Raw genomic sequence first — 13,394 nt, 5'->3', positions numbered from 1 at the left:
ACACCTATATTTAAAAAAAACCGAAAAAACGCTTCAAGCGTTTATTTATCAATCACTTCAGACATTTTTTATACAAATTTTAACGTTTTAGTCCGGCACTAAAGTTCAACATGCGATCTAGAGGTAGTTTCGCTCGTTCAGCAAGTGCCGGATCGACATGTACTTCCTGATCTTTATGCTGTAACACATGCAAGATACCATCCAGCTCGTTCATGGCCATCCAAGGACAATGCGCACAAGAACGACAGGTCGCCCCCTCTCCTGCGGTTGGCGCTTCAATCAGGATTTTATCCGGTACTGCCTGCTGCATTTTATAAAAAATGCCGCGATCAGTAGCCACGATCAAGCGCTGGTGCGGCAAAGTCTGTGCTGCTTTAATTAATTGTGAGGTACTACCCACGGCATCGGCAATCTCGACTACAGACATCGGTGATTCAGGATGTACCAGAACCGCAGCATCTGGATAGAGTGCTTTCATATTGGCAATACCGCGTGAACGGAATTCTTCATGCACGATACAGGCGCCATCCCAGAGCAACATCTCTGCATCGGTTTTTTTCTGGATATAACGACCCAGATGCTGATCGGGTGCCCAGATGATTTTTTCGCCCAGACTGTCCAGATGTTCGATAATTTCCACTGCACAACTTGAAGTGACGACCCAATCGGCTCGGGCTTTCACGGCCGCTGACGTGTTGGCATAAACCACCACGGTATGATCCGGGTGCGCATCGCAAAAAGCGGTAAACTCATCGACAGGACAACCTAAGTCCAGTGAACAGGTCGCTTCCAAAGTTGGCATCAGCACGGTTTTATTGGGTGAAAGAATTTTAGAGGTTTCGCCCATAAATTTCACACCAGCTACCACAAGCGTTGAAGCTGGATGATCGCGACCAAAACGCGCCATTTCCAGTGAATCGGAAACACAGCCCCCCGTCAGTTCAGCCAGTTCTTGCACTTCAGGATCACAATAATAATGCGCCACCAAAACAGCATCCTGTTTTTCCAGCTCTGCCTTGATCTGTGCAAATTTGTCCAATTTTTCCTGCTGGCTCATTTGATGTTCTTGTGGAACACCTAAACGATCTAAATGCGCCTGCACAATCGATTTAGCTTCATTGGCTATTAATTTGGTCGCATCATTCATAACAACTCTTACTCTACCCTCATGGTTCACTATTCAATGAACCTTTCACCCTACATCCCGGTCATCTCTGGCGAAATGCTATTTTTGACCAGTCATTAAAAATCATTAAGTATAAAAAAAGCCCCACAACGGAGGCTTTATAAACAATCTGAATTATGAGCGATAATCTGCATTGATTTTTACGTAGTCATACGACAGGTCACAGGTATAAACCGTATCTTTTGCCTGACCTCGTCCAAGATCAACACGAATCGTCATTTCAGCCTGGGCCATCACACGTGCACCGGCTGCTTCAGTATAGTCTGCTGCCGCACCACCATCTTTGCAGATTTGTACATCATCTAACCAAACCTGAATTTTTGCAACGTCTAAATTTGGCACACCGGCATAACCAATCGCTGCCAGAATACGGCCCCAGTTTGGGTCAGAAGCAAAGATTGCGGTTTTGACCAGCGGTGAATGCGCAATGCTATAGGCAATATCGCAGCACTCTTGAGTATTGCCACCACCTTCTACAGTCACGGTAATGAATTTAGTCGCACCTTCACCATCACGTACAATCAGTTGCGCAAGGCGTTTCATGGTACGTGTCAATACGTCTAGCACCACTGCATAACGTGGATCTTCAGTCGAAGTGATTTCAGCACCACCGGCCTGACCTGTGGCAATAAAAATACACGAGTCATTAGTTGAGGTATCGCCATCAATTGTAATACGGTTAAACGATACATTGACTGTTTCAGTTAATAACTGTTGAACCAGTTCACGGCTGATCGGTGCATCCGTCGCAACATAGCTCAGCATGGTCGCCATATTCGGGCGAATCATGCCTGCACCTTTGGAAATACCGGTCATGGTATAAGTCACACCATCCAGCTCGAACTGTTCTGACGCACCTTTCGGAGTAGTATCTGTGGTCATGATTCCAGTCGCTGCATCGCCCCAGGCATCATCACGCAATGAATCCAGCGCAGGCTGTAAACCTGTAAGCAAACGCTCCATTGGAAGCTGCTCACCAATCACACCAGTCGAGAATGGCAACACTTCAGCAGCCTGTACGCCTGCAAGTTCAGCTAACTTGGCACAGGTGGCTTCTGCATTTGCCATGCCTGTAGGACCTGTTCCTGCATTGGCATTGCCGGTATTGATTACCAGGTAACGTGGATTTCCCGCTTGCAAATGTGCTTTGGATACATGCACAGGTGCTGCACAAAAGGCATTCTGGGTAAACACCCCAGCAACATTGGAGCCTGCAGCCAGTTCAAATATCACCAGGTCACGTCGGTTCTGATAGCGCACATAGGCTTCAGCCGAACCAATTTTAACCCCTTTCACCACATGCATCTGTGGCATAGATACGTCACCAACTGCCATTTTAAAGTCCAATATTGAAGTTTTAGAAAAATACAGCTTAGTTGATCTGCAACAAAAAATCGAGCCAAAGCCTGAGCCAGTCTGAGATTTGTTATGGGTTTTCACAATAAAAAACCAGTCATCAAGACTGGTTTCTACGTTTTTAAAATTAAGATATTTTTAATTTTGTGCAAGTTGTCCAGATTCGCTTAGTAAAGCCTGTTTCGCTTGTTGTTGACTTGCACTAGAAAGTGCAGGATTAGTAGCAACAATACGGTCTGCATTTGCCGCATTAGCAGCTGCAATCGCAGCGGTCTGCAACACAATCGGACGATTCTGATTGGCAAAGGTATAACGGATGCCGGTACGTGGGCTTGCCACAGTCACTTGTGCATCGGTACGTTGTACTTGAGCAGTAGTCGTACCCACCGCTTGCTGAACTTTATCAATTGTTGTGGTCGCTGCAGTTTGTGCAAAACTTAAGGCAGGCGTTGCCAAAGCGGCAATTATGAGCGTTTTTAATACTTTTTTCATTCAGGTTATTCCACTTTGAGGTGTTGAATGAGCCATTAAATAGCATTTAATTCCTAAGACTGCAAACAGTATTCAATTTCTGAAAAATCTTCATACATAAAAAAATCAGAGCCATGGGGCTCTGATTTTTAATAGCGTTTAGATCTTGCCATGACACTGTTTGTATTTCAGACCTGAACCACATGGACAAGGCGCATTACGACTTGCCGGTGCTTCAAAGACTGGTGCTACAGGATTCGCCTGAGCATTTTGCTCGGTCGTCACCTCATGTTCACCTGCCAGCAAGCCGTCAAACTCTTCATGAGATAACTGCAAACCCATTGCCTCAGCCTGTGCCTGCTGCTGTGCTTCCATTTCCGCCAGCTCTTCAGGTGTCGGTACGTGGATGCGTGACAGATCTGTCACGACATCGGACTTAATCGTACCCAGCATGTTTACAAACAGGTTATAAGCTTCTTTTTTATATTCCTGCTCTGGATTCTTTTGCGCATAACCACGTAAATGAATACCTTGACGCAAATAATCCATAGCCGCCAGATGCTCTTTCCAATGACGATCCAGAGAATTCAGCATAAAGTGACGTTCAAGCGAAGCTGCAGATTCTTCACCCATTTGTTCACGACGTGAACGGTAGCGGTTCAGTACTTCATCGGTAATGCGCACCACCAAAGCTTCTTCATCCAGACGACGGTCCTGTTCCAGCCATTGTCCGATAGGAAGATCCATCGAAAGATCTTCACGCAGCGCCAGTTCCAGACCTTCAATATCCCACTGGTCATGAATCGATTCAGGCGGAATATAGTTGGCGATTACACCCTGCATCACTTCACGGATCATTTCTTCAATATAATCCTGCAGTGAATTTTCTGCCAAAATGTCATCACGCTGACTATAAATGATCTTACGCTGTTCGTTATTGACGTCATCGTATTTCAGCAAATTCTTACGAATATCGAAGTTACGTGCTTCCACTTTACGCTGCGCATTTTCAATCGAGCGAGACACCATTTTGTGCTCAATCGCTTCATCTTCCTGCAAGCCCATGGCACGCATCATGCCGACTACGCGATCACCGGCAAAAATACGCATCAAGTCATCTTCAAGTGACAGATAGAAACGTGATACACCCGGGTCACCTTGACGACCGGCACGACCACGCAGCTGGTTATCGATACGGCGTGATTCATGACGCTCGGAACCGATAATATGCAAACCGCCTGAATCCAGCACAGCCTGGTGATTAACATCCCATTCTGCTTTCAGACGCGTTTCATCTTCAGGAGTCGGGTTTTCAATTTTAGCCAGCAACGCCTTCCAGTTACCACCCAAGAGAATATCGGTACCACGACCGGCCATGTTGGTGGCAATCGTCACTGCACGCGGCGCACCGGCCTGCGCAATAATATCGGCTTCACGTTCGTGCTGTTTGGCATTCAGTACTTCATGCTGGATCCCTGCCGCTTTTAGCTTATCCGACAGAATCTCAGAAGCTTCAATGGTGGCTGTACCAATCAAAATTGGTGCGACACCAGCTTCATGCACACGCTGAATTTCTTGAATAATCGCGTTATATTTCCCTTCACGATTTAAATAAATTAAATCGTTATGGTCTTGACGAATCATTGGACGGTGGGTCGGAATCAGCACCACATCCAGACCATAAATTTCTTTCATTTCCGCTGCTTCAGTATCAGCAGTACCGGTCATACCGGATAATTTTTTATACAGACGGAAATAGTTCTGGAAGGTTGTGGTTGCCAGAGTCTGGTTTTCCGGCTGGATTTCCAGACCCTCTTTGGCTTCTACGGCTTGATGCAAACCTTCAGACCAGCGACGTCCCGGCATGGTACGACCGGTATTTTCATCGACAATAATCACTTCACCATCGTTGATGATGTATTGCACATTGCGTTGATAGAGATAATGGGCACGGATCGCTGCAGTGACATGATGCAACAGGTTCAGGTTCGACGCTGAATACAAACTCTCGCCTTCTGCCAGCAAGCCCATTTCAATCAATTCACTTTCAATGGTTTCAAAACCCACTTCAGTAATTTCAACTGAACGCTGTTTTTCATCAATCCAGAAGTGACCGCCATCCGGCACTTTCTCTTCTTTCTGTGCCTGTAATTTTGGTGGAATATTATTGATGGCTGCATAAAGCTGTGAAGAATCTTCACTTTGACCGGAAATAATCAACGGGGTACGCGCTTCATCAATCAGGATCGAATCGACCTCATCAATAATGGCATAGGTCAAACCACGCTGCTTTTTCTCTGCTAGCGAGAACACCATGTTGTCACGCAGGTAGTCAAAGCCAAATTCGTTATTGGTACCGTAAGTAATATCGGCACGATAAGCTTCCGCTTTTTCCATCGGATTTTGCATGGAATAAATAATGCCGATACTTAGACCCAAGAATTCGAATAATGGACGGTTTAACTCGGCATCACGTTGCGCCAGGTAATCGTTCACGGTAATGACATGCACACCCTGACCACTGATGGCATTCAGATAACAGGCCAAAGTACCCATCAGGGTTTTACCTTCACCGGTACGCATTTCTGCGATTTTGCCTTCATGCAAGGTAATACCACCGATCAGCTGCACGTCATAATGACGCATGCCCATCACCCGCTTCGCCGCTTCACGACAGACTGCAAATGCTTCAGGCAATAATTTATCGAGGGTTTCACCCTTATTATATCGTTGTTTGAATTCTTCAGTTTTTGCAGATAAGTCTGCATCGCTAAGGGTAGATATCGTCGGCTCGAGCACATTAATCTTGTCTACGATTTTACGCATGCGTTTGAGTTCGCGCTCATTTTTGGTACCGAAGATTCCTCCGATCAGACTTGCCAACATGAATAGACTCTCTAAATCTTGCTTGTCAAATGAATATGTTCTTAGTCGTTATTATGGTGCTAGAAATTTGAACTACAAGGGTTTTGCTGTAAAACCGCTAAAAAAATCTGATCCTTAGTTCTAGCCCTAAGATCTAAGGCAAAGTAATGTAGCAAATTTTCCCTGTGCAACATAGTCAATTAAGTGACTGATTTTTGCGCTTCTGGATAGATGGATATCCTACTTATGCAATTTACTCATAAAGAAAGCAAAAAACACTATTTTTAATCATAAAAAAATTGATTCATATTAAATCGTATCTCGACACTAAAAGACCAATTGAGGCTAAAAAGATGAGTTTACGTCTAGGCGATACCGCACCGAATTTTGAACAGCAATCCAGTGAAGGCCTGATTAATTTTTATGACTTTCTGGGTGATAGCTGGGGCATTTTATTTTCACACCCTGCTGACTATACACCAGTATGTACGACTGAGCTTGGCTATACCGCAAAACTGAAAGACGAGTTTGCAAAACGTAGCGTGAAAGCCATTGCCTTGTCGGTCGATGATGTTGAATCGCATCATGGCTGGATTAAAGATATCAATGAAACCCAAAACACCACGGTGAATTTCCCGATCATTGCCGATCAGGATCGCAAAGTTTCTGAGCTGTATGACTTTATTCATCCGAATGCCAGCGAAACGCTAACAGTTCGTTCTTTAGTGGTCATTGATCCCAACAAAAAAGTCCGTTTGATTATTACTTATCCTGCATCGACCGGTCGTAATTTCCATGAAATCTTGCGTGTGGTGGATTCACTGCAACTCACCGATAAACATAAAGTGGCCACGCCTGCGAACTGGCAGCACGGTGATGATGTGGTGATTGTCCCTTCACTGAAAGATGAAGAAGAAATCAAGCAACGTTTTCCAAAAGGTTATACCGCGGTTAAACCTTATTTACGCCTCACGCCCCATCCTGAGCAAAATTAAAAGGACTCCTTTTTAATTTTGCGAAAGACAAGCAAAGTAAAGGATAAGAGAAACTCTATTTTCCACATTTTATGCTTTATCGAATACGACATTGACGTGCCACGGATTCGATTTGTTGATACAGCCTGTCTTCGGATAGGCTTTTTTATATTCAAAATCCCATATCCACTTTAAACTTGAAATAACAAAAACCACATCTATGCTCTATATGAAAATCTGCATATTTCCCATCCTGATGAGCTGCTTCCTGACAGGTTGCGTGACTACGCCCGCCCTGCCTGAGCAGCAACGTCCTCAGCATTGGGGACAGCCCATTCATCAGAATCATAATTTTCATCAAATCAGCAATTTTGTCTATCGTAGTGAGCAGCCTTCAACTGAACTCATTCCTTTATTAAAAAAGCATCAAATCGATGTAGTTATTAATTTACGTTCAAGGGATCAAGACAGCTTTGTTTTGAGCAATGAAAACTTTCAGCTACATCATGTACCCATACATACCTGGGCAATTGATCGGGAAGATTTATTGAAAATTATGCTACTGATTCAGCAAGCACAACAAAATCACCAGAAGGTGCTCTTGCATTGTTATCACGGTTCAGACCGAACTGGTGCAAGTGTCGCCATGTACCGGATTATTTTTGAACATTGGCCGATTGAGCAGGCACTACAGGAAATGAAACATGGCGGATATGGTTTTCATGCCATTTGGCACAATATTGAAAATTTATTTACCCCTGAAAATGTAAAATGGATTCGCGAGCAACTCACGAATCCATCTACAGAAACTTTGGTTAATGCAAAGAATTAACGCTTATCTAGCGGCACCCAATCGTTCACCCAAGCTGATTTCATATTTAGGCTGGCATCAGACGCAATTTTCTTACGAAGTGCATCTGCAGTCTCACGGTCTTTGGACGGACCCACCATGATACGTACACCTTTAGACGTTGAGCTTTTGGTTACTTTATAACCTTTGGCACGCAGTTTGGCTGCTACAGCATCTGCATTGGCTTCATTCGCTGCCAGTGCCACCTGCACCATCCATTGCTTGTCCTCTTCACCTTCCAGTAACTTACGCGCCTGTTCAGCTTCTGCTTTCTTCTTGGCTTCTTCGGCTGCAGCCTTTTTCTTGGCTTCTTCAGCTTTACGCTTTTCGTCAGCTTTACGTTCAGCTTCTTTCTTTTCAGCAGCCTTACGCTCTTCCTCGGTTTTACGTTTTGCTTCAGCCGCCTTACGTTCTGCTTCGGCTTTTTGCTGTTGCTCTAACTTGCGTTTTTCTTCAGCGGCTTTGCTTTCAGCAACTTTACGCTCTGCTTCTTTCTTGGCTGCATCAGTAGAACTATTGGCTTTTTGTTGGTCCAGCTGCTGCTGGGCTAACTTTTTTTCTTGCACCGCTTTTTCTTCAGCCAGACGTTTCTGCTTGGCCTGTTCATCTTCAACCAGTTCTGGCGGAATATTATCGGAACTTTGCTGTCCCAGACGGTGTGCATTCAGGGCAGCATATTCTTCAGCGGCTTTACGCGCAGCATCTGCTTCAGCCTGCTGTTGCATCGCTAAAAATTCAGCCGCACGTGCTTCCTGCTCTGCAACCGATTTTTCCCGGTCACGACGTTGCTGTTCAAGTAAACGCTTTTCTGTTTCCACATCGACCGTCAAAGAACCGAGCGAATGATTGCCTGTCTCTTTATTTTCAACTTCCGCAGCCTGTGCCGGATTTTGCTGACGGTCCTGATTGATTTCATCTTGGCCTTTCAGGAGTAATGCTGCCAATAAAACACCACCACCGAGTAAAACAACACCGCCCATCCAGCGCTGTTTGTTATTCATTGACATTCTTCCAAATACTCCCATACCGCTTCTAAGGTATGAAATGATCCACATACCAAAATCAGCTGATTATTATCTGTTTGATCCAGTGCTGATTTAAAAGCTAATTTTACATTGTCAAATTGTTCTACCGCCTCACCGTTTAAAGCATCAGCCAAAACTGTGACGTCTGCCGCACGTGGAACGGATAATGGTGCAATTTTCCACAATTGCACCGTGTCTTTCAATAACTTGACGACAGAATTTATATCTTTATCTGCCAGCATTGAAAATACACAAATGACTTCATTATATTTTTGATTGTAATTTAAATAATCTCGTAATTGTTTCAGTAGAAATTCGACCCCATGCGGGTTGTGTCCTGCATCAAAAATCACGGTTTTATTCTGGATTTGACGGATTTCAAACCGTCCCGGCAATTTTGCCGTTTGAATGCCTTGTGCAATTGCCTGCTGGCTGACGTTTAATCCGCTCAGCAGAATGGCGGCCACGGCGGTAGAAATATTATCCAGTGCCAGCGAACCTGTTGGGAGTTTTAAGGTCGTACCCGATGAAGCAAAAGCCCAGCTTTGGCCATCTTCAAAGGCTTTATAGAAATAATCACGGTTGATTGCATACAAAGATGCATTACATTCTTGAGCTTTATTTAGAATGGCTTGCGGGATCTGTTGCTGTCCACCAAACACGACTGGAATATCCGGGCGAATAATTCCGGCCTTTTCAAAAGCAATTTTCTCGATGGTGTCACCAAGCCAGTCAGTATGATCCAGACCAATATTGGTAATCACCGCCACATCCGGATTGACCACATTGACCACATCCAGACGGCCGCCTAAGCCAACTTCCAGCACCCAGACATCACAGCATTGATCTTTAAAAATCACAAAAGCAGCCAGTGTCGTGGCTTCAAAGAAAGACAGGCTCAAACCGCATTCGCGACGAGCCTGATCGACCTGAACAAAAGCATCAATCAGCAACTGATCTTCCACTTCAATGCCGCGTAATTTCACACGTTCATTGAAACGGTACACGTGTGGAGACTGATATAATCCGACCTTGAAGCCTTGCGCATTCAGGATCGCGGCCAGCGTGGTGGTGGTCGAACCCTTACCATTGGTTCCTGCCACCGTCAGCACTTTGGCCTCTGGAGATGTCACGCCCAGCTTTTCAGCCACCGGAATAACGCGCTCCAGACCTAAATCAATACCCGTAACGTGAACATGGCTCCAATAATCGAGCCATGTATTTAAAGAATCTGTTGCTAAGGGTGCTGTGTTCAATGCAAATTCATCAACTTCGTAACGATACGATAAACTGTATCACGTAATGCATGACGGTGAACAATCTGATCGATTACCCCATGATCAAGCAAATATTCCGCGCGCTGGAACGGTTCTTCCAGTTTTTCACGTACAGTCTGTTCGATCACACGTTTACCGGCAAAGCCAATCATCGCTTTCGGTTCAGCAATATGTACATCACCCAGCATTGCCAATGATGCGGTCACACCGCCGTACACTGGATGAGTCAATACCACTACATAAGGCAGACCTGCTTCTTTTAAACGCTGGATCGCAGCCGAAGTACGCGCCATTTGCATCAGGGACAACATGCCTTCCTGCATACGAGCACCACCCGAAGCAGCAAAACAGATCAAAGGTTGACGAGCTTCAATCGCATGTTCTGCAGCCTGAACAAAGCGGTCACCGACCACTGTGCCCATAGAACCGCCCATGAAGTCGAACTCAAACGCACAGGCAATCATCGGTACGCCTTTCAGCAAACCCTGAATTACCACCAGTGCTTCAGTTTCACCGGTTTTCTTTTGCGCTTCAGCCATACGGTCTGGATAGGCTTTACTATCGACAAATTTCAGGGGATCTTTGGCTATAAATTCCTGACCCAATTCTGTTTGTACCTGATCAAAGAACCAGTTCAGACGTTCACGGGCTTTCATACGCAAATGTTCATCACATTGCGGACAGACATAGGCATTAAATGACATGGCAGTACGGGTCACCAATGCATGACATTCAGGACACTCAATCGTAGGCTCGGTAAATGTCGCTTTATATGCCGTTTGCTCATCGGGTACCTGAATGCCCGGAACAGTACGCTCCGTCCATGGGGTCGATGGGCTCAGAATTTTGCCTGATTTCACTTGTTGACTCATACTAACTCATCGAGCGCTGCTCGAAGCTCCTTGACTTTATTCACCGTCGCAATAACGGCTTGTTCTGGTGCGAGCGTTGCAAACTGCTTTACAAACGCACTACCCACAATAACTGCATCGGCAGCAACACCCATCGCTTTCGCAGATGCAGCATCACTGATACCGAAACCTACGCCTACAGGAACATCAGTCACAGCTTTAATCTTTTGAATGCGTGTAGCGGCTTCAGAAACATCTAAAGTTGCTGCACCGGTCACGCCTTTCAGTGACACATAGTAAATAAAGCCGCTGGCCTGTTTTGCTACATGTTGAATACGTGCATCGGTTGAAGTTGGTGCCAGCAGGAAAATCTGATCCATGTCATATTTTTCCAGTACTTCACCCAGACTTTGTGCTTCTTCTGGTGGCAAGTCCACCAGCAACACACCGTCTACTCCACATTCATAGGCATAAGCCACAAACTTTTCATAGCCAATTACTTCAACCGGATTCAGATAACCCATCAGCACCACTGGTGTTTCGCGATCTTTCAAGCGAAATTCTTTCACCATGTGCAGGGCATCCAGGGTATTGGTTCCACCTGCCAGAGCACGTTCAGCAGCTAGTGCAATCACCGGCCCATCTGCCATCGGGTCCGAGAAAGGAAGTCCCAGCTCAATCACGTCGACACCCGCCTCCACCATCTCATGCAGCAAAGGCACTGTGACTTCTGGATGCGGATCACCCGCCATGACATAAGAAACTAAAGCTTTACGCTGTTGAGATTTAAGTTGTCCAAATCGTGTGGCTAAACGTGACATAGGGTGGTATTTTCCTTAACGTGTTTCAAACTTGAGGCATTGACTATGTAGAAATACAAGACATCGCATTGTAACGCTATTTTTTGTCCAATGAACAGTCTGCGATACCGACCTCGAGTACTTCATTTCCTGTGCGAAGATTTCAAAACAATTCGGAAGGGTCTATTTACGATTATTTTGATTTTTTTCACAATGATCAAAGATGCCTAATTTTGCTATTACCTAAAATCCTGAATATTTAGATAAACTTATTTTTATCATATAAAAATTAATAAAAATGCAGATGTTAGCGCATTCATTTAAAGTTTTCTGAAATAGCAAAACCTGCTTTATACTAGTCCTATTCTCTTACTTTTTTATCTCCTATGCAGACTGATTCTGAGGCTACAGTGCAGGCACGCGCCATTGCACTGCTGCCGCTTATTGTATTTTTAACCATATTTTTGGGTAGCGGGATCTATCATTCCCTGATCGGAACCGAGTTCGCGTTCTATCAGGTGAAAGCGCCTGTGGCTGCCCTGCCTGCGATTATCTTGGCTGCATTAGTGTATCGCGGCAAACTCAACCAGGGCATTGAGGAATTCCTCAGAGGTGCCAGTCATCCGAACTTAATTCTGATGTTTATGGTGTTTATGCTGGCAGGTGCTTTTGCCAGCGTCAGTAGCGCCATTGGCAGCGTCGACGCCACCGTGCAGATGGGCTTGTCAGTGATTCCACCTACATTTATTCTGCCGATGTTATTTGTGATCTCGGCCTTTATTGCCACGGCGATGGGTACCTCCATGGGCACCATTGCAGCCTGTGCGCCGATCGCTTTTGGTTTCACCCAGGTGACCGATATTGACGTGATTTATGCGATTGGTGCGGTCGTCGGTGGTGCCATGTTCGGTGATAACCTGTCCATGATTTCAGACACCACCATTGCGGCGACCACCAGCCAACGCGTACAACTGCGTGACAAGTTCAGAGTCAATGTCTGGATTGCAGTTCCAGCCTCAATCGTCACTATTTTAATTTACGTGTTAAGTACCGGCAGTAGCAACACATTGGAATACAAGGATTTTAACTGGCTTCTGGTCTTACCTTATATCGCCGTATTTATTTTGGCCTTTAGCCGTTTACACGTTCTGGCTGTACTGACCATTGGCGTACTACTTTCCGGCTTGTTTGGCCTATTTGCCACAGCTGAATTCGATCTGCTCAAACTGAATACTTCAATTTACGATGGCTTTGTCGGCATGTTTGAAGTGGCGTTATTGTCGATGTTTCTGGGTGGCCTGTCGGCGATCATGCAACGAGAAGGCGGTTTACGCTGGCTGATCGAGCGTATTTATAGCCTGACCCGTCTGTTTAAAGTTGGGAAGCAACGTGCCGGCGAAATCGGGATTAGTTTTTTGGTGGTGTTTTCGAATATCTTTGTGGCCAATAATACCGTGGCGATTATTCTGTCTGGTGATATGGCACGTGAAGTTGCCAAAGAATACGGCGTAGATCCTAAGCGTTCTGCGGCACTGATGGATATTTTCTCTTGCGTGGTACAGGGTTTAATTCCTTATGGCGCACAGTTACTACTGGCCTGTTCCATTGCAAAAATCTCGCCGGTTGAACTGATTGGTGGTGTGTACTATTGCTGGATTCTGGCCATTTTTGCGATTGCTGCGATCGCGTTTAGATTCCCTCAGGTGAAAGCAAGCACTTAATCCATCATCCTGCGAAAA

Annotated in this window: 11 protein-coding genes; 3 read left to right on the top strand and 8 right to left on the bottom strand. The window is 45.3% G+C overall.

The window, feature by feature from the left end; translation table 11 throughout:
* Positions 1-79: 79 nt before the first annotated feature.
* From nadA to secA, 4 genes are all read right to left on the bottom strand, one after another.
* On the bottom strand, positions 80-1,147 hold the full coding sequence (gene nadA / locus H0S56_RS02865) for a quinolinate synthase NadA (RefSeq protein WP_195725618.1): 1,068 nt from the start codon (positions 1,145-1,147) through the stop codon (positions 80-82).
* Positions 1,148-1,300: 153 nt separating this feature from the next.
* Positions 1,301-2,521: a bifunctional glutamate N-acetyltransferase/amino-acid acetyltransferase ArgJ gene (argJ, locus tag H0S56_RS02860; RefSeq protein WP_195725617.1), complete on the bottom strand. Its 1,221-nt coding sequence runs from the start codon at positions 2,519-2,521 to the stop codon at positions 1,301-1,303.
* A 159-nt stretch (positions 2,522-2,680) separates the two neighbouring features.
* Positions 2,681-3,034 (bottom strand): hypothetical protein, encoded by a 354-nt coding sequence (locus H0S56_RS02855; protein WP_005106111.1) that lies wholly within the window; start codon positions 3,032-3,034, stop codon positions 2,681-2,683.
* Between the two features lie 138 nt (positions 3,035-3,172).
* Positions 3,173-5,899: a preprotein translocase subunit SecA gene (gene secA / locus H0S56_RS02850; RefSeq protein WP_195725616.1), complete on the bottom strand. Its 2,727-nt coding sequence runs from the start codon at positions 5,897-5,899 to the stop codon at positions 3,173-3,175.
* Positions 5,900-6,231: 332 nt separating this feature from the next.
* Here secA and H0S56_RS02845 point away from each other — a divergent pair, with 332 nt between their 5' ends.
* Both H0S56_RS02845 and H0S56_RS02840 read left to right on the top strand, forming a co-directional pair.
* Positions 6,232-6,873 (top strand): peroxiredoxin, encoded by a 642-nt coding sequence (locus H0S56_RS02845; RefSeq protein ID WP_195725615.1) that lies wholly within the window; start codon positions 6,232-6,234, stop codon positions 6,871-6,873.
* Between the two features lie 208 nt (positions 6,874-7,081).
* Positions 7,082-7,684, top strand: a complete 603-nt coding sequence (locus H0S56_RS02840) for a dual specificity protein phosphatase family protein (protein WP_195725614.1) — start codon at positions 7,082-7,084, stop codon at positions 7,682-7,684.
* On the opposite strand, the gene H0S56_RS02835 is transcribed toward H0S56_RS02840, so the two are convergent.
* Genes H0S56_RS02835 through trpA form a run of 4 tightly spaced genes read right to left on the bottom strand, consistent with a single transcriptional unit; the run spans position 7,681 to position 11,676 of the window.
* A complete protein-coding gene (locus H0S56_RS02835) occupies positions 7,681-8,703 on the bottom strand; it encodes an SPOR domain-containing protein (RefSeq protein ID WP_195726039.1) in 1,023 nt (340 codons plus the stop codon). The two genes, H0S56_RS02840 and H0S56_RS02835, sit on opposite strands and share 4 nt — an antisense overlap.
* Positions 8,700-9,983 carry a bifunctional tetrahydrofolate synthase/dihydrofolate synthase gene (folC, locus tag H0S56_RS02830; protein WP_195725613.1) on the bottom strand — a complete coding sequence of 428 codons (1,284 nt, stop codon included), beginning with the start codon at positions 9,981-9,983 and terminating at the stop codon, positions 8,700-8,702. Before folC ends, H0S56_RS02835 begins: the two co-directional genes overlap by 4 nt.
* The gene (gene accD / locus H0S56_RS02825; RefSeq protein ID WP_004645174.1) at positions 9,980-10,876 is read right to left on the bottom strand and encodes an acetyl-CoA carboxylase, carboxyltransferase subunit beta; all 897 of its coding nucleotides are present in this window, start codon (positions 10,874-10,876) and stop codon (positions 9,980-9,982) included. Before accD ends, folC begins: the two co-directional genes overlap by 4 nt.
* Entirely contained in the window at positions 10,873-11,676 is an 804-nt protein-coding gene (gene trpA, locus H0S56_RS02820) for a tryptophan synthase subunit alpha (protein ID WP_085064171.1), read from the bottom strand. Before trpA ends, accD begins: the two co-directional genes overlap by 4 nt.
* Before the next feature lie 365 nt (positions 11,677-12,041).
* On the opposite strand from trpA, the gene H0S56_RS02815 reads away from it, so the two are divergent.
* The gene (locus tag H0S56_RS02815) at positions 12,042-13,376 is read left to right on the top strand and encodes a Na+/H+ antiporter NhaC family protein (protein ID WP_153566538.1); all 1,335 of its coding nucleotides are present in this window, start codon (positions 12,042-12,044) and stop codon (positions 13,374-13,376) included.
* The last annotated feature ends 18 nt before the right edge of the window (positions 13,377-13,394 follow it).

It is taken from the genome of Acinetobacter lwoffii, assembly GCF_015602705.1.
Lineage (GTDB): Bacteria > Pseudomonadota > Gammaproteobacteria > Pseudomonadales > Moraxellaceae > Acinetobacter > Acinetobacter lwoffii_E.
This window is presented reverse-complemented; position numbering and strand designations above follow the sequence as displayed.

Bases quoted from the DNA above. Each gene is read 5' to 3' on its own strand.
- nadA (WP_195725618.1), bottom strand. From the start codon at position 1,147: ATGAATGATGCGACCAAATTAATAGCCAATGAAGCTAAATCGATTGTG.
- argJ (WP_195725617.1), bottom strand. From the start codon at position 2,521: ATGGCAGTTGGTGACGTATCTATGCCACAGATGCATGTGGTGAAAGGG.
- H0S56_RS02855 (WP_005106111.1), bottom strand. From the start codon at position 3,034: ATGAAAAAAGTATTAAAAACGCTCATAATTGCCGCTTTGGCAACGCCT.
- secA (WP_195725616.1), bottom strand. From the start codon at position 5,899: ATGTTGGCAAGTCTGATCGGAGGAATCTTCGGTACCAAAAATGAGCGC.
- H0S56_RS02845 (WP_195725615.1), top strand. From the start codon at position 6,232: ATGAGTTTACGTCTAGGCGATACCGCACCGAATTTTGAACAGCAATCC.
- H0S56_RS02840 (WP_195725614.1), top strand. From the start codon at position 7,082: ATGAAAATCTGCATATTTCCCATCCTGATGAGCTGCTTCCTGACAGGT.
- H0S56_RS02835 (WP_195726039.1), bottom strand. From the start codon at position 8,703: ATGAATAACAAACAGCGCTGGATGGGCGGTGTTGTTTTACTCGGTGGT.
- accD (WP_004645174.1), bottom strand. From the start codon at position 10,876: ATGAGTCAACAAGTGAAATCAGGCAAAATTCTGAGCCCATCGACCCCA.
- trpA (WP_085064171.1), bottom strand. From the start codon at position 11,676: ATGTCACGTTTAGCCACACGATTTGGACAACTTAAATCTCAACAGCGT.
- H0S56_RS02815 (WP_153566538.1), top strand. From the start codon at position 12,042: ATGCAGACTGATTCTGAGGCTACAGTGCAGGCACGCGCCATTGCACTG.